Here is a 15,849-nt window from a genome sequence, read left to right on the forward strand (position 1 = left end):
TAACATTAGCGCGGATAGATAGAGAGAGTAGCCTTCATTGCCGTCACAGCCGAATGTAAGCCGCATACGCCAATCTCTGGAGACGGCGATCCTGAGCGGCGACTACCTGCCCGGGGCCCGACTTGACCCGGAAGCGCTGGCCCGCAGCTTCGGCTGTTCGCGCACCCCGATCCGCGATGCGCTGCAGCAGCTTGAAAGCTCCGGACTGGTGCAGGTCCAACCGAAATGCGGCACCTTCGTCACGCAATGGAGCGTCGAGGAACTCGCCGAGCGGTTCGAGGTGATGGCCGAGGTCGAGGCCAGCTGTGCCCGTCTCGCCGCGCGGCGCATCTCCGAGGCGGAACTCGCAGACTTCACCGCCGCCCATGAAGGCTGCGTCGCGGCGGCGCAGACCGGCGATGTGGAGGACTATTATCTTGCCAATACCCGGTTTCACCGATGCCTCTACATGGCGACCCATAACCGCTTTCTGGTGGACGAGGCGACGCGGCTGCACCGGATGCTTCAGCCCTACCGCCGCCTGCAATTGCGCGGCCGCAATCGTATCGCCGGATCTCTGGCCGAGCATGAGGCGATCCTGACCGCTGTGGGCCGCGGCGATGCCGAAGGGGCAGGGCAGGCGACCCATACGCATATCATCGTGCAGGGGGACCGCTTTCACGATCTGATCGCCGCGATACGCGATGCGGCGCCAACCGCCTGACAGGCGCCCGGGTCCGCCACCCGCGCCCGTCATCGGATCTGCACCACCTGATCGCGCGCGGCCGCAGCCCAGACCGGGGCGCCGACCTCGTAGATCTCATGCGGACGGGCGACCACGCGCATTTCCAGCCCTGCCTCGGTGGCGAACACGTAATCCCAGGTCTCGCCCAGAAACGCGCGCGCGGTGATGCGCCCGGGCAGCTTGAGCGCATTTTCGGCGGGCTCCTCCACGCTCAGATGCAGGGATTGCGGGCGGATTGACACGAAGACCTCGGTATCCGCGCCGGTGAACAGCGCGTCCGGCAGGGTGAAGCCTGTAAAATCGACCCCCGCGGCGCCGCGCCGCCCGGTCAATTGATTGGTCCGCCCGATGAAGCCCGCGACGAAGCGTGTCTTGGGACGGGTGTAGATCTCGTACGGCGTGTCGATCTGTTCCACCCGGCCGTGATTGATCACCGCGATCCGGTCCGATGTGACCATCGCCTCGCTCTGGTCATGGGTCACATAGACCGAGGTAATGCGGAATTCATCATGGATGCGCTTGATCTCGAAGCGCATGTCCTCGCGCAGCGAGGCATCGAGATTGGACAGCGGCTCATCGAGCAGCAGCAGCTTGGGCCGGATGACCAGCGCCCGCGCAAGCGCCACCCGCTGCTGCTGCCCGCCGGACAATTCGGACGGATAGCGGTCAGCCAGCATGTTCAGACGCACCGCTTCCAGCATCTCGCCCGTCCGGCGCTTTACCTCGGCCCGGTCCAGCTTGCGCAGGTTCAGGCCAAAGGCCACGTTCTGTGCCACGGTCATGTTGGGCCAGATCGCATAGCTCTGGAAGATCATCGACATGCCGCGCTTTTCCGGCGGCAGCGAATTCTGCGGCGACGATACCTCGACCCCGTCCAGAATGATCGAGCCCGAGGTCGGCGCCAGAAACCCTGCAATCATGCGCAGCGTCGTGGTCTTGCCACAGCCCGACGGACCCAGCAACGACAGGAACTCGCCCGGCTGAAGCTCGATATTCACATCCTTGACGGCATCGACAGCCCCGAAGCGGCGCCCGAGGTCTTTCAGGACCAGACCCTTCATCAACTTCTCCTCAGCATGAAATCACGGCCCAGAAGCCTGACGCCCACCAGCACGATGGCGGCAATGATCAGCAACAGCACGCTGCCCAGGGCGGCGAGGCGCTCGAAAGTTCCCTCCTCGCTCATGTCCAGCAACACGACAGAGACCACCCGCGTGTGCGGTCCCACCAGAAACACGGCGGTGGAAAGCTCCTGCGCGGCGGGCACGAAGATCAGGATCCAGCCCGAGGCCAGCGTCCGCTTCAGGAGCGGCGCCACGACCTTGCGGATCGCGGTGAACTGGCCCCCGCCCAGGATGCGCACGGCCTCCTCCATCTCGGGGTTGATCGCGCGGACCCCGTTGTTCGAGGTGGTATAGGCGATGGGCAGAAAGCGGGTGGTAAAGGCGAGGATCAGGATGATGTAGGTGCCATAGAGCCCCACCGGCGGCAGCGCATAGACCGCGTAGAAGCCGATGGCCAGCACGATGCCCGGAATGACGTAGGGCGACATGCACAGGAAGGCCAGTACCCCGCCATAGGGCAGCAGGCGGCGCTGCACGACATAGGCGATCGAGAGCGCCAGCATGATCGCCAGCGTCGCCGCCGCCGCCCCGGTGAAGACGCTGGTCCAGAGGGCTTGTTGCGAGCTCGAATGCTGGAACAGCACATAGTGGAAATGACCGAGCGTGAAGTTCCCCGCGCTGAAGCCGTTGACCCAGGATTTGCTGAAGGCGGCCAGGATCAGCACGATCAGCGGCATCGCCACGGCCAGCAGCACGACGACCAGCACATAGGCCAGCACCGCCCATTTCCAGCGCCCCAGTTCGGTGATCCGGCGTTCGCCGCCCTTGCCGCCCAGGGCGGTATAGCCCTTGCGCCCCAGCACCCGGCGTTGCAGCAGCAACAGCCCCACCGTGATGCCCAGCAACGGGATCGAATAGGCGGCCGCAACCTCGATGCGCACGGGGAAAGAGAAAAACTCGGCCAACTGGATCACCACCACCGGAAACCGCGCCGGGATCGAGATCAGCGCCGGCACCCCATAAAGCGCGATCGAGACCAGAAAGGTGAGGAGCGCGCTGCCCAGAATGGTCGGCAGGACCATGGGCAGGGTGATCTTGAACGCGGTGCGGAACGGGCCGGCCCCGAGGATATTGGCCGCATCCTCCATCTCGCTCGACAGAAGTTCGAAAGCAGCGCTGACCAGAATGAAGGTGGTGAAGAAGGTGCTCAGCGCCATGACAAGCACCAGCCCGGGAAAGCTGAAGATGTTGACCAGTGGCACCGAGGCACCGGTCAGTGCCACCCAGGCCTGATTGATGAAGCCGGCATTCGGCCCGGCAAGCAGGATCCAGCCCACGCCGGTCAGATAGGGTGGCATCAGGAACGCACCGAAGAGAGCGAACCGCACCAGATTGCGCCCCGGCATGTTGGTGCGCGTGCAGGCCCAGGCGGTCGGCACGGCCATCAGCAGGGCCAGAACGGTGGTCGCACCGCCCATCAGCAGCGTGTTCCACAACGCCTGCACATGCCGCGCGCGGCCATAGGCGGTGACGTAGTTCTCCAGCGTGAAGCCGCCGGTTGCCGCGCTGGTGAAGCTTTTCACCAGCAGCATGGCGATGGGCGCGATCACCAGGATCGCAAGGGTCAGGGCAAGGCCCAGCCAGACCAGGCGGCCCGGTTGCAGCACGCCCAGACGGATTGCAAGGTGGCGCGCCGGCGCGGCCGGTTGTGTCTCAAGGGTCATGGGAATTCCCCGCTGCGTTCAGGATCGGCCGGCCGCCCTTTCGGGGCCGCCGGCCTTGGCGTGGGGTCAGATGCCGAAGATATCGCGGAACATCTCGACAACGTCCTGCTGATATTCCAGCGACTCCTCGATCGAGACGGACAGCACGCTGACCTCGTTGAGATCCGGCGTACCCTCGGGGGTTTCGACGTCGGTGCGCAGCGGGTTGCGTCCCATCGAGGCCAGCCATTCCGAGAAGGTCGTCGAGGCCATGAACTCGGCAAAGAGCCGGGCACTGTTCGGGTTGCGCGACCCGGCCAGCACGGCGGCGGCGCTCGGTGGCAGGAACATCCCCTCTTCCGGCACCGAGAGGCCGACCGGGCGACCCTCGCGCATCGCATCGCGCCCAAGCGCCAGAGAGGTCACGGTCAGCGACCGTTCGCCCGTGGTGACCAGCGTATATCCATCGGCGATCGAGCGGCCGATCTGGGGATCGTTTTCGGCCATATCCTCGAAGAACTCGCGCCCATAGAGCAGATACATCGCGATCGCCCATTGCCCCGCGCTGCCCGAGAAACCGGGATGCGCGATGGCGGCCTGATTGCGCCAGCGCGGGTCGGTCAGATCGGCCCAGCTGGTCGGCACCTCGTCCGGCGATACCAGATCGGTGTTGTAGACAAAACCGAAGGGCGAGACACCTGCGACGAAATAATAGCCCTCCTGGTCGTTGAGCGCAGCCAGCGAGGGCTGCATGCCGGACAGGTTCTCGGGCATGTATTGCGCCAGCCCGCCCAGGGCCTTGAACTCCTCGAAGTCGGAGACGCTGTTGGTGCTGACGACATCGCCCTGCACCGCATTCGCCTGGATTTCCTGCACGACCCGCTGCAACGTGCTGGCGCCATTGGCGCGCACGGGAAAACAGCCGATCCCCTCGAACCGCGCCGAGAACAGCGCACAGACCTGTTCGGCCTGTTCGGTGGTCAACTGCGAGGTGTACCAGGTGACCCCGCTTTCCCCCCGCGCCGCCTCGTAAAGCGCGGCCTCGGTGGTGGTCATTTCCGTCGCCTGCGCCATCGACGCAGGCAGAATAAGACTGGACAACACCAGCCCCTTGATCGTGTTCATCAGATCCTCCTCCCTTTGGCGTCGCGCTCCCGCGACGGTTGGCCGGCTCTCACCCCGGCACGACGACAGGGTCTACGTTTCCTCCTCCGACCCCGCCGTTTTCCCCTTGTGCAGCCGCTCCAGCGCCGAACGCGCGGCCAGCGCGCCGTCTGCCGCGGCCCCATCCAGCATCGCCCGCGTTCCGTGACGCAGATCGCCGGCGGCAAAAAGCCCTGCTGCGCGGCTCTCCAGCCTGTCCGAAACCATCACCCGGCCGTCGCTGTCCTTGTCCACCAGCCCCTCCACAAGACCGGTATTCGGCGCAAGGCCGATATAGACGAAGAGCCCCGCCGCGGGCAGCAACTGCGTCCCGCTTGCGCCGTGCAGCATGACGCCGGTCATGCCGGTGTCGTCGCCTTCTACGGCGGTGACCTCGGTCTGGAACAGCGTTCTCACATTCGGCCGCGCCTGCAAGTCGGTTTCCTGTCCCTGTGTCGCATCGAAGGTCGTGCCACGATGCACCAGCACCACCTCATCCACCATGGGGGCAAGTACCAGCGCCTCGTCCAGCGCCGAGTCACCGCCGCCGACCACGACCACACGCTTGCCGCGGAAGAACCCGCCGTCGCAGGAGGCGCAATGCGACACCCCCCGCCCGACAAACGCGGCCTCGCCCGGCACACCCAGCGGTTTGCGCGTCGATCCGCAAGCCAGGATCACGCAGTTCGCGCTCATCTCGCCCGCGTCGTTCTGCACGCGCCACAGGCCGCCGCTGCGGGAAAGCCCCGTCGCCTCGGCCAGCGCCATGCCGGCGCCCGCAGCCTCGGCCGCGTCCTGCAAGAGCGGGCCGAGTTCATAGCCGCCGATCTCCGGATGCCCGGGGAAATTCCCGATCCTGTCGACGGTCGACACCTGCCCACCGGCCCCCAGCCTTTCCATCAGGAGAACGCGCGCGCCACCCTCGGCCGCAACCCGCGCGGCGGTCAGCCCCGCCACGCCGGCCCCGATGACGATAATGTCGTGATCCGCAGCCGTCACCGCATCACCGCCATTCATCCACGCTCAGCGTATCGTGCCGCGAGGCGCTGGCGATCTGCCAATAGCCGTTGGTCTCACCGCCGGTGACGACCACGTTGATCCGCTCCTTCACGAATTTCGGGATCATCTCGTCCGGCGCTGCCTTGAGCCGCGAGGCAAAGGGTTCTTCCCCGAAGGTCGCGCGCGGATAGACGTAGTTCTGCACCAGCTGCAGATCCCAGAATTCCCGCGCCTTCACCTGCCCCAGTTCATGGATCAGGTCGATCAGCGCCGCCTTGCTGTCGACCCCGGCGCGGTCGACGAACTGGCGCGCGCAGATAGGATCGAGCAACAGGCAGGGCGCGGTGATCGCCTCGGTCCCGCGCAGCATGTCCGCGACATGCTCGCGCCAATGGGTTTCGCGCAGGCCCAGACTGTGAGTGACGGCGCGCAGGCCCTGAAAGATGGTCACGGTGCTGTCCTCGGGCCTGAACCCGTGCTGGACATGCAGGGGCTCCCAGGGACTCAGTTCCTCGTTCTCGGCAAAGGTGACGCCGGAATAGGTGAAGGCATTGCCCAGCGAGCCCATGTAGGAAAGCCCCGGTTCGGACCCGCCTTGCAGGTTCTGCGACAAGAGGCTGTAGGCCCGGCCGATCGTCGCATTCGCGTGGTTGTAGGGCCCCATGGCGCCGATGCCGAAGTTCATGCCGATCTCGTGCCGGATCGGCCCGTTCACCACCACCATCGTCGCCACCGAGGACGAGGACGACCGGCGCGATGAATATTCCGACGCCGCCAGCGCCAGGATCACCGGAAAATACTCGGGCTTCGCGCCCGCCATGACCGCATTCACGGCCACCTTTTCCACGGTATAGCTCCAGGCGCCGCGGTTGGGCGTGGGCTGCATGCGGCCGATCACCTCATCGCGCGAACGGCTGGTGCCCTTCAGCATCGCCTCGACCCGCGCCTCGGTCGGCAGCACGATAGGCAGGAAATCGGTCCAGCGGTTGCGCTGATAAAGGTCGTGCAACGCCTCGTCGCTGTCCGCCCAGACGAGCCGTTCGCGCGGCGCCGCCGGCGCCTTGTCATCGCTCATCGGGGCCAGACCCTGGGTCAGCGCCTCGACGATCTCCTGCATCACCGGCGCGCCGCGCACCGGGTCGATGCCCTCGACATAGTCGCACAGTTCAGCCTCGGTCTTGCCCATCACCGGCTGCGGAACGAAGACCAAGGGCGCCTGGGGCAGGCCGGCCATCTTGATCACCGACCGCACGACGCGGTGAAACTTGTCCGTATGCACGGCCACCGTGGGCACGCCGTATTGCGTTTCCAGCGTGATTGCATGGGTGGAAACCGCGGGCGCGCAGGTACTGCAATGGCCGACCCCGATGATCGCGGCATGGCCCTTGTCGCGGATTTCCTGCCACAAAGCGGGATCATCCTTGGCATAGGTTCCGGCAAGCTGCCGGATCTCCACCGTGACAGAAGGCATGTTGCGGGCGAACCAGAGCTTGATCTGCTTGAGCAGTTCAAGCGAGTCGTCGAACCGGCTGTCCACGAGATAGATCGTCTTGCCATCGAGCGTCGAAAGTCGGGGCGCCGGCACCTTGCCCGTCACCACAGGCGGAAATCCGGTCGGATCCAGGGCGACGGCGCGGGTTGGGCTTCCGATGGCCTGTGGTTCGTGGATGCTCATGGGCGACGTCCTCTCTCGGCTATTCCCCACAGTCTAGACTTGCCGCCGGAAACTAAAAATTACATTGTTTCGACGCCACATCTCTAAAATTTAGGAATCACGCGCTTTGGACATCCGGCAGCTACGGTATTTTCAGGCTATCCATGAACACGGCTCGTTGCTGGGTGCCTCCAGGCGGCTCCATGTGGCCACGACGGCGCTGAGCTATCATCTGGGCCGTCTGGAAGAGGAACTGGGCCAGCGCCTTTTCGAGCGCCGGCCGCGCGGGCTGACCCCCACGGCGGCGGGGGAACGGCTGCATGACCATGCCACGGCCATCCTGCGCGCGGTCGATCACGCGGTCGCCGATATCCGGCAGGGGGGCAAGGAGATTTCCGGCGTCGTCCGCGTCGGTATGGCCTATTCGGCGGTCAAGGCCATCGGCATCGCGCTGGCCAAGCGGATGATGGCGGATCACCCGCGCGTGCAACTCAGCCTGAACGAAAGCCTGTCGGGCGCCACGCTGTCGACCCTGCTGCGCAACGAGGTCGATCTGGCGCTGATCTACAACCCGCAGACCGATCCGCGGATCAAGGCCGAACCGCTGCTGATCGAACGGATGGGCTGTGTCGGCATGGCGTCGCTGATCGGCGAGACCGGGACGCCGATCACGGTCGAGGAATTGATGACCCTGCCGATCATCATGCTGCAGCAGGGCGTTTCGTCGGGGATGGTGCTCGACGAGGTCGAAATTCTCAAGCGTATCGAGAGCCGCGCCGTCCTGAAGATGAACTCTGTCCAGGCAATTTCAGGCGCGCTGCGCGAGCAGTTGGGCTGTTCCATCAGTTCCCGGCTTTCGGTCAGCGAGGCCGTCGCTGACGGGACCCTGTCCTTTCGTCCGATCATCGAGCCGTCCCTGTCGCGGACGCTCTGCCTCTGCGTCCTCGCTGATACGCCGCAGACCTATGTGCTCGAAACGGTGCGGTCGATCCTCTGCGAACTGATCCGTGATGCCATCGAAAACGGGCGCTGGGACGCTCAACTCGTCGCACCAGAGGCGCGGTGATATCTCAGCCCTGCGCGGACAGCCAATGTTCCGCGTCGAGCGCGGCCATGCAGCCCATGCCGGCGCTGGTCACCGCCTGGCGGTAGCGGTCATCCGTCAGATCCCCGGCGGCAAAAACCCCCTCGACCGAGGTGCGGGTCGAGCCGGGTTCCACCCAGACGTAATTCCCCGAATGCAGTTTCAGCTGGTCCTTGACCAGTTCCGAGGCCGGCGCGTGGCCGATGGCGACGAAGACCCCGTCGCAGGGGATGGTCTGCCCGGCGCCGCTCTTCAGGTTGCGGATCCGCGCGCCGGTCACACCCGGCGGCGTCTGCGCGCCCTCGATCTCGACGATCTCGCTGTCCCAGATCACCGCGATCTTCGGATGGCTGAACAGCCTTTCCTGCATGATCTTCTCGGCGCGGAGGGAATCGCGGCGATGCACCAGCGTCACCTTCGACGCGAAATTGGTCAAGAACAGCGCCTCTTCCACGGCGGTATTGCCACCACCCACGACGACGACCTCCCGCCCGCGGTAGAAGAACCCGTCACAGGTGGCGCAGGCTGAAACTCCGAAACCCTTGAACTGCTCCTCCGAGGGCAGGCCAAGCCATTTCGCCTGCGCCCCGGTCGCCAGGATCACCGCGTCGGCGGTATAGAGCGTCCCGCTGTCCCCGGTCGCGCGGAACGGCCGCTGCGACAGGTCCAGATCGGTGATCAGGTCGGTGACGATTTCCGCCCCCATCTCGCGCGCATGATGCTCCATCCGCGCCATCAGGTCCGGGCCCATGACCGAGGCGTCGCCCGGCCAGTTTTCCACATCCGTGGTGATGGTCAACTGCCCGCCCGGCTGCATCCCCTGTACCAGAACCGGTTTCAGCATCGCACGGGCGGCGTAGACGGCGGCGGTATATCCGGCCGGGCCGGAGCCGACGATCAACAGGCGGGTCTGACGGGATTCAGCCATGAGGGGGATCCTGATTCAGCGGACTACGATCCCATGAGTATCATCGCGGCTATCATATATACAAGTTCGTTTGTGTGAAACATAAAGTGGCCAACCTGTTGAAAGGCACACCTAGGTTGCCCGGGCTGGAGGCGACGAAACGGCTATCATGCCAGAAGCAGGGCAGAGGCAAAGATGCGCTGTTTCAAGCCCTTCGCTGAGCGCATCGCGGCTCGTGATCCAGAACGCCGAACCGCCGAAATCCAAGTGCGCGACGCACTCATCAACCGCTTCACCGCACGCCATCGCGCTTCAAATCCTTCGCGAATAGCCGGCAAAGGGTTGATTGATGCGCAAACTTCCCGGGATGGACCGCTGCATGCATAGCCTGAAGTTCCTCCGGCGACCGCTTCGCGTCATCGTGTGGCAGTAACTTTGCCGAAGCGGAGTCCGGCTGCCGGAGGAAGTCCTGGGCATTCCGGGCCGGCTGCAGGCCGCTCCGAAAGCTGCCTGCCATTTGGCCCGGCTCCTTGACCTAGTCCAAAATCGACTGACGCAGATCGAATTGTCATTGGACAGTTCCACACGCCAGGCGCGAGTTTGGGTTGAAATACCATGGAGGTTTCATGCAAAATGTCGATCCCATCTGGGCACAAGTCGAGGATCATCAGGATGATCTGATCGCGCTCAGCGACCGCGTCTGGGGCATGCCGGAACTCCTTTACGCCGAATACCGGTCCTGCGCGGAACATACGGCCATGTTGCGGCAGAAGGGGTTCCGGGTTGCCGAGGAAGTTGCGGGGATACCCACGGCCGTGACCGGCGAAGCGGGCGAAGGCGGCCCGGTCATCGCGATCCTGGGCGAATATGACGCGCTTCCGGGCCTGAGCCAGGTCGCGGGTATCGCCGAACCCCGGCCCGTCGAACCGGGCGGCGCCGGGCACGGGTGCGGGCACAACCTGCTTGGTTCGGCGGCGCTTCTGGCGGCCTGCGCGCTGAAGGACTGGCTGGAGAAGACCGGAACGCCGGGGCGTGTGCGCTACTATGGCTGCCCCGCCGAGGAGGGCGGTGCCGCCAAGGCCTTCATGGTGCGCGATGGTGCCTTCGATGACGTGGACGCGGCCATCACCTGGCACCCCGCCACCTTGACCAAGGTAGATGAGGCCGAGAGTCTGGCCAATACACGTATGGATTTCGTATTCACCGGCCGGGCCAGCCATGCCGCCGCCGCGCCGCATCTTGGCCGCTCGGCGCTGGACGCGGCGGAGCTGATGTCTTCGGGCGTCAACTATCTGCGCGAACATGTGCCCGACAGCAGCCGCATCCACTACGCCTATCTCGACGCAGGGGGCACGGCGCCCAACGTCGTGCAGGCACGCACCAAGGTGCGGTATGCCATCCGGTCGACCACGCTTTCAGGCATGCGCGCCCTGAACGAGCGGGTGAAGAAGGTGGCGCATGGTGCCGCGATGATGACGGAAACCGAGGTCGAGATATCGATCATGTCCGCCGTGTCGAACATGCTGGGCAACACCCCGCTGGAAGAAGCGATGCAGCGGGCCCTGGACGAACTGGGCGGCGTGCCCTTCGACGATGCGGACCGCGATTACGCCCGGGCCATCCAGGCCACGCTGAGCGCCGAGGACATCGCCGCCGCCTATCTTGCAGTCGGCCTGGCGCCGCGGAAAGATGAGCCGTTGTGCGACTACGTCGTGCCGATGGAAAAGCGCGGCAAGGCGATGATGGGGTCGACCGACGTCGCGGATGTGTCGTGGAAAGTCCCGACCGTGCAGGCAAGGGTTGCAACCTGCGCCGTGGGAACGCCCGGCCATTCCTGGCAGATCACCGCACAGGGCAAGACGCCCGCCGCGCACAAGGGCATGACCTATGCGGCCAAGGCCATGGGTGCCGTCGGGCGCATGCTGTTCACCGACGATCTGCTTCTGGCGCGGGCGAAAAAGGACCATGCCGACCGGCTGGAGCGGGAGCCGTACATCTGCCCGATCCCGGATGAGGTGCGTCCGCCGCTGCAACCCCGTCCCGCCGCAGAATGAGAAAAGGCCGACAAGGCCCTTCATAACAGAAACATACCAACAGGATGAGATGATGCACATGAAATCAAGGCTCCTCAGCGCGGCCGCAACGCTGGCCATGGTCCAGTCCGCCGCGGCGCAGACCCCGCCCAACGCGCTGGTCATGGCGTGGAACATCGACTCGATCTCCACCTTCGATCCGGCGCAGGTCGGCGAGGTGGTCACGAACGAGATCCTGCAGAACACCTGCGATGCGCTGGTGACCTTCGATCCCGAGGACGAAGCAGAAGTGCAGCCCGCTTTGGCCGAAAGCTGGGAGGTGAGCGAGGACGGCCGCAGGATCACCTTCCATCTGCGCGAAGGCGCGGCCTTCCCCTCCGGCAACCCGGTCACGGCGCAGGATACCGTCTGGTCGCTGCATCGCGTGATCACGCTGGGCTTCGGCAATTCCGCCCAGTTGACGGATTACGGCTTTACCACCGACAACATGGAAGCGCAGATCCACGCGCCCGATGACCGCACCGTGGTGATGGAATTCACCGACACCTACCCGATATCGCTGCTGTTGCAGGATATCGCCGCCAACCGTGTGGCCAGCACGCTGGACATGCAGACGATCATGGCGGGCGAACAGGATGGCGACTTGGGCAATGCCTATCTCAACACGCGGACCGAATGTGTCGGGCCCTACCGGCTGGTGCAGTGGAACCAGGGCGAAGGTGTGGTTCTGCAGGCGAACGAAGACTACTATGGCGACGCCCCGGGGCTGGAACGGGTTCTGATCCGCCATGTCGCGGAAACCGGCACCCAGCGTCTGCTGGTTGAGCGCGGGGATGTCGATGTGGCCCGCGACCTGACGCCCGAGGACATGCGCGAACTGGAAGCGATGGAGGGTGTTCGGATCGAGACGACCCTCAAGCCGCAGCTGATCTTCTGGACGTTCAACAACCTCAACGAAAACTTCGCCGACCACCGCGTCCGTCTGGCGATGAAATACCTGATCGACTACGAAGGTCTTGGCGATACGGTGATGCAATATCTGGGCCAGCCGTGGAACAGCTTCGTGCAGTCCGGCGCGTTCGGCGCACTGGACCCGGAAGAGGGTGTGATCTTCTCGCAGGATCTGGACCGCGCGCGTGAGCTTCTGGCCGAGGCCGGCATGGAAGACGGGTTCGAATCCACGGTGTTCATCGGATCGCTGCCCTGGTCATCGCCGCTTGCGCAGCATGTGCAGGAAAACGCGGCCCAGGTGGGGGTGACGCTGAACATCGAGCAGATGGCCAATGCCCAGTTCTTCGCCCGCGTCCGCGCCCGTGATTTCGAAAGCGGCATCATGGCCTGGCAGACCGGCGTGCCGGATGCGCATGGGAATGCATCGCGTCTGGTGATGAACCCCGACAATTCCAATGAGGCGCAGCTGACGCAATATCCGTCCTGGCGCGCGGGCTATCAGGACGAAGATCTGAACGCGCTTGTCATGGAGGCGGCGACCGAGACCAATGCCGATCGCCGGCTGGAACTCTACGACCAGATCCAGCAGGAATGGATGCAGACCGGCGGGATGGCGATCATGTTCCAGACCTACCACGCCGCCGCCATCCGCGACGCGGTGCAGGACTGGACGTGGCACGGCTTCAAGGTCTACTACACCGCCGCGCGGAAGTAACCGATGGCAAACGCGGTTTCTGCAGCGCATGAGGAAGGGGGGTGGGCACGCTTCCTCCCCCCGGCCTTCGCGGTTCTGCGACGGCTGGGTTCGGTGCTGATCACGCTGATCGGGCTGGCGGCGCTGACCTTCATGATCGGGCGCCTGCTGCCGATCGATCCGGTTCTTGCGGTTCTGGGCGACAATGTGACGGCGCAGGCCTATCAGGCGATGTATGTGCAGCTGGGGCTGGATCGGCCGCTGATCGTGCAGTTCGGAAGCTACCTGTGGGACGTCATGCATCTGGATTTCGGCCGCTCGCTGATTTCCGGCCGACCTGTCATCGAGGAGATCGGGCGAACCTTCCCCGCCACGCTGGAACTGGCGACGCTGGCGATGCTGATCGGCACCGGCATCGGTGTGCCGCTGGGTGTTCTGGCCGCCGTTTATCGCAATTCGGTCATCGACCATGTCGCGCGCGTCACCTCGCTGATCGGATATTCCGCGCCGAACTTCTGGCTGGGGCTGATGGGCCTCGTGCTGTTCTATGCCATGCTTGGCTGGGTGAACGGGCCCGGGCGGATCGGGTTCATCCATGAATTCGACCTGCGGCCAGTGACGGGCTTCCACCTGGTCGATGCCGCGCTGGCCGGCAACTGGCCACTGTTCCGTAACGTATTCGGCCATATCATCCTGCCGGCCCTGATCCTCGCGCTGTCGTCGCTGGCCTATATCAGCCGCATGACCCGCAGCTTCATGATCGAACAGCTGGAGCAGGAATATGTCGTCACCGCCCGCGCGAAGGGGCTTGGCATGTGGCGCATCGTCTGGCTCCACGCCTTCCGCAACGTGGCGGTGCAGGTGATCACCGTGGTGGCGCTCTCCTACGCTTTCCTGCTGGAAGGTGCGGTGCTGACCGAAACCGTCTTCGCCTGGCCGGGCTTTGGCCGCTACATGACGAATTCGCTTCTGGCGGGGGACATGAATTCGGTCGTCGGCTGCACGCTGCTGATCGGGGTAATCTTCGTCGTGCTGAACCTGATCTGCGATCTGCTCTATCGCGTTCTGGACCCGCGGACCCGTTAGGAGGACGAGATGATTGCACATTCGCAAAAAACAGCGGCCCGCCCATCCCTTGGGGCGTGGCTGCGCGATCCCGAGCCGCGCACGCCGGCCCAGGCACGCGTTCAACAATTCTGGCTGATGTGGCGCAAGCTGCGGCGCAACGGGTCGGCCATGCTGGGGCTGGCGCTGTTGCTGGCCATCATCGCCGCCGCGATCTTCGCGCCGTATCTTTCAACCCATGGGATCTATGCCCAGAACCTCGGCAACCGGCTTCAGCCCCCGTCCGCCGCGAATTGGCTTGGAACGGACGAACTGGGGCGCGACATCTATTCGCGCACGCTTCATGGCGCGCGGATCACGCTTTACATCGCCTTTCTGACGGCCGCGATTTCGGCCCCGATCGGGCTGATCGTGGGCACCCTTTCGGGCTATTTCGGCGGCATCGTCGATACCGTCCTGATGCGCGTGACCGAGATATTTCTTGCCTTCCCCAGCCTGATCCTCGCGCTGGCCTTCGTCGCGGCGCTGGGGCCGGGGATTGAGAATGCGATCATCGCGATTTCGCTGGCCGCATGGCCGCCCATCGCGCGGCTGGCGCGGGCCGAGACGATGATGATCCGGCGTTCCGATTACATCGCCGCGGTGCGGTTGCAGGGCGCATCGGCCATGCGGGTCATCGTGCTGCATATCGCGCCGATGTGCGTTCCCTCCGTCGTGGCGCGGGTGACGCTGAACATGGCCTCGATCATCCTGACGGCGGCGGGTCTGGGCTTTCTAGGCCTGGGCGCGCAGCCCCCCTCACCGGAATGGGGGGCAATGCTGTCATCTGCGCGGCAGTTCATCCTTTCGCACGGGCATGTGGCGGCGGTGCCGGGCATGGCGATCCTGTTGACCAGCATTGCCTTCAACCTTGTGGGCGACGGCCTGCGCGATGTTCTGGATCCCCGCAATGAATGATCCGATCCTGTCCGTGCGCGACCTGAACGTCCGCTTCCACGGCGCAGGGCGCATCACCCATGCGGTGCGCGGCGTAAGCTTCGACCTCGGCAACGAGAAGCTGGGCATCGTGGGCGAGTCCGGTTCGGGAAAGTCGCAGACCGGGCGTGCCCTGATGCGCCTTTCGCCCCCCGTTGCGCGGGTGACGGCAGAGCGGCTGGATTTCCGGGGGCAGAACCTGCTGAAGGCGGCTGAGCGTGACATGCGCCGCATCCGGGGCAAGGATATCGCAATGATCCTGCAGGATCCGAAGTTTTCGCTCAATCCGCTGATCCGGGTGGGCCAGCAGATTTCGGAAGCCTACCGCACCCATCACCGCGCCTCGCGGCAGGAGGCGCGGCAGAAGGCGCTGGCCATGCTGGAAAGCGTCCATATCCGGGACCCGGAACGCGTCTATGACCTGCTACCGCACGGGGTTTCGGGCGGCATGGGGCAGCGGGTGATGATCGCCATGATGCTGATTTCGGAACCCAAGGTCATCATCGCGGATGAGCCGACCTCGGCGCTGGATGTGACCGTGCGCCGGCAGGTCCTGTCGATCCTGGATGAACTGGTGACGCGCACCGGCGCAAGCCTGATCTTCATCAGCCATGACCTCAACCTCGTCGCGGATTTCTGCGACCGGGTGCTGGTGATGTATGCCGGCCGTGTGGTCGAGGAGGTTGCCGCCCGCGATCTGGGGCAGGCCCGCCACCCCTATACACAGGGGTTGCTGAACAGTCTGCCACGGCTCGATGCCCCGGTTGATGAGCTTGCCGTGCCCGAACGCCGTCCCGAATGGCTGGAGGGCACCGGACTTGCGTGACGACATCCTTGAAATCGTGAACCTTGC

At 64.7% G+C, this 15,849-nt stretch carries 13 protein-coding genes and 1 pseudogene; 8 read left to right on the forward strand and 6 right to left on the reverse strand.

Annotation, left to right across the window (positions count from 1 at the left end; all coding sequences use genetic code 11):
- Nucleotides 1-37 precede the first annotated feature (37 nt).
- The gene (locus tag ACFSGJ_RS01930) at nt 38-703 is read left to right on the forward strand and encodes a GntR family transcriptional regulator (protein WP_390259034.1); all 666 of its coding nucleotides are present in this window, start codon (nt 38-40) and stop codon (nt 701-703) included.
- A gap of 29 nt (nt 704-732) precedes the next feature.
- Here ACFSGJ_RS01930 and ACFSGJ_RS01935 read toward each other — a convergent pair whose 3' ends face one another.
- The 5 genes from ACFSGJ_RS01935 to ACFSGJ_RS01955 form a co-directional block, all read right to left on the reverse strand.
- Nucleotides 733-1,785: an ABC transporter ATP-binding protein gene (locus ACFSGJ_RS01935; RefSeq protein ID WP_390259036.1), complete on the reverse strand. Its 1,053-nt coding sequence runs from the start codon at nt 1,783-1,785 to the stop codon at nt 733-735.
- Entirely contained in the window at nt 1,785-3,512 is a 1,728-nt protein-coding gene (locus tag ACFSGJ_RS01940; RefSeq protein ID WP_390259037.1) for an ABC transporter permease, read from the reverse strand. The genes ACFSGJ_RS01935 and ACFSGJ_RS01940 overlap by 1 nt, the downstream gene beginning before the upstream one ends.
- 66 nt (nt 3,513-3,578) lie before the next feature.
- Nucleotides 3,579-4,616 carry an ABC transporter substrate-binding protein gene (locus tag ACFSGJ_RS01945; protein ID WP_390259038.1) on the reverse strand — a complete coding sequence of 346 codons (1,038 nt, stop codon included), beginning with the start codon at nt 4,614-4,616 and terminating at the stop codon, nt 3,579-3,581.
- Nucleotides 4,617-4,688: 72 nt separating this feature from the next.
- Nucleotides 4,689-5,651, reverse strand: coding sequence for an NAD(P)/FAD-dependent oxidoreductase (locus ACFSGJ_RS01950; protein ID WP_390259040.1), 963 nt, complete (start codon nt 5,649-5,651; stop codon nt 4,689-4,691).
- Nucleotides 5,638-7,308, reverse strand: coding sequence for a UGSC family (seleno)protein (locus ACFSGJ_RS01955; protein WP_390259041.1), 1,671 nt, complete (start codon nt 7,306-7,308; stop codon nt 5,638-5,640). Before ACFSGJ_RS01955 ends, ACFSGJ_RS01950 begins: the two co-directional genes overlap by 14 nt.
- A gap of 106 nt (nt 7,309-7,414) precedes the next feature.
- On the opposite strand from ACFSGJ_RS01955, the gene ACFSGJ_RS01960 reads away from it, so the two are divergent.
- Entirely contained in the window at nt 7,415-8,353 is a 939-nt protein-coding gene (locus ACFSGJ_RS01960) for a LysR family transcriptional regulator (RefSeq protein WP_390259043.1), read from the forward strand.
- Nucleotides 8,354-8,357: 4 nt separating this feature from the next.
- On the opposite strand, the gene trxB is transcribed toward ACFSGJ_RS01960, so the two are convergent.
- Nucleotides 8,358-9,299 carry a thioredoxin-disulfide reductase gene (gene trxB / locus ACFSGJ_RS01965; protein WP_390259046.1) on the reverse strand — a complete coding sequence of 314 codons (942 nt, stop codon included), beginning with the start codon at nt 9,297-9,299 and terminating at the stop codon, nt 8,358-8,360.
- A 132-nt stretch (nt 9,300-9,431) separates the two neighbouring features.
- On the opposite strand from trxB, the pseudogene ACFSGJ_RS01970 reads away from it, so the two are divergent.
- The 6 genes and pseudogenes from ACFSGJ_RS01970 to ACFSGJ_RS01995 all read left to right on the forward strand — a co-directional run.
- A pseudogene (locus ACFSGJ_RS01970) lies at nt 9,432-9,665 on the forward strand (hypothetical protein); the annotation flags it as partial.
- Between the two features lie 239 nt (nt 9,666-9,904).
- A complete protein-coding gene (locus ACFSGJ_RS01975) occupies nt 9,905-11,332 on the forward strand; it encodes a M20 family metallopeptidase (RefSeq protein WP_390259047.1) in 1,428 nt (475 codons plus the stop codon).
- Between the two features lie 58 nt (nt 11,333-11,390).
- A complete protein-coding gene (locus ACFSGJ_RS01980) occupies nt 11,391-12,977 on the forward strand; it encodes an ABC transporter substrate-binding protein (protein ID WP_390259049.1) in 1,587 nt (528 codons plus the stop codon).
- A gap of 3 nt (nt 12,978-12,980) precedes the next feature.
- Nucleotides 12,981-14,042: an ABC transporter permease gene (locus ACFSGJ_RS01985; protein WP_390259050.1), complete on the forward strand. Its 1,062-nt coding sequence runs from the start codon at nt 12,981-12,983 to the stop codon at nt 14,040-14,042.
- Between the two features lie 9 nt (nt 14,043-14,051).
- Nucleotides 14,052-14,978, forward strand: a complete 927-nt coding sequence (locus ACFSGJ_RS01990; protein WP_390259052.1) for an ABC transporter permease — start codon at nt 14,052-14,054, stop codon at nt 14,976-14,978.
- The gene (locus ACFSGJ_RS01995; protein WP_390259054.1) at nt 14,971-15,822 is read left to right on the forward strand and encodes an ABC transporter ATP-binding protein; all 852 of its coding nucleotides are present in this window, start codon (nt 14,971-14,973) and stop codon (nt 15,820-15,822) included. Before ACFSGJ_RS01990 ends, ACFSGJ_RS01995 begins: the two co-directional genes overlap by 8 nt.
- The last annotated feature ends 27 nt before the right edge of the window (nt 15,823-15,849 follow it).

The sequence above is a fragment of the Halodurantibacterium flavum genome, assembly GCF_042681825.1.
Classification (GTDB): Bacteria; Pseudomonadota; Alphaproteobacteria; order Rhodobacterales; family Rhodobacteraceae; genus Halodurantibacterium; species Halodurantibacterium flavum.

Excerpts from the sequence above, each read along its gene's own strand:
- ACFSGJ_RS01935 (WP_390259036.1), bottom strand. The coding sequence starts at position 1,785 with ATGAAGGGTCTGGTCCTGAAAGACCTCGGGCGCCGCTTCGGGGCTGTC.
- ACFSGJ_RS01940 (WP_390259037.1), bottom strand. The coding sequence starts at position 3,512 with ATGACCCTTGAGACACAACCGGCCGCGCCGGCGCGCCACCTTGCAATC.
- ACFSGJ_RS01945 (WP_390259038.1), bottom strand. The coding sequence starts at position 4,616 with ATGAACACGATCAAGGGGCTGGTGTTGTCCAGTCTTATTCTGCCTGCG.
- ACFSGJ_RS01950 (WP_390259040.1), bottom strand. The coding sequence starts at position 5,651 with ATGAATGGCGGTGATGCGGTGACGGCTGCGGATCACGACATTATCGTC.
- ACFSGJ_RS01955 (WP_390259041.1), bottom strand. The coding sequence starts at position 7,308 with ATGAGCATCCACGAACCACAGGCCATCGGAAGCCCAACCCGCGCCGTC.
- trxB (WP_390259046.1), bottom strand. The coding sequence starts at position 9,299 with ATGGCTGAATCCCGTCAGACCCGCCTGTTGATCGTCGGCTCCGGCCCG.
- ACFSGJ_RS01975 (WP_390259047.1), top strand. The coding sequence starts at position 9,905 with ATGCAAAATGTCGATCCCATCTGGGCACAAGTCGAGGATCATCAGGAT.
- ACFSGJ_RS01980 (WP_390259049.1), top strand. The coding sequence starts at position 11,391 with ATGAAATCAAGGCTCCTCAGCGCGGCCGCAACGCTGGCCATGGTCCAG.
- ACFSGJ_RS01985 (WP_390259050.1), top strand. The coding sequence starts at position 12,981 with ATGGCAAACGCGGTTTCTGCAGCGCATGAGGAAGGGGGGTGGGCACGC.
- ACFSGJ_RS01990 (WP_390259052.1), top strand. The coding sequence starts at position 14,052 with ATGATTGCACATTCGCAAAAAACAGCGGCCCGCCCATCCCTTGGGGCG.
- ACFSGJ_RS01995 (WP_390259054.1), top strand. The coding sequence starts at position 14,971 with ATGAATGATCCGATCCTGTCCGTGCGCGACCTGAACGTCCGCTTCCAC.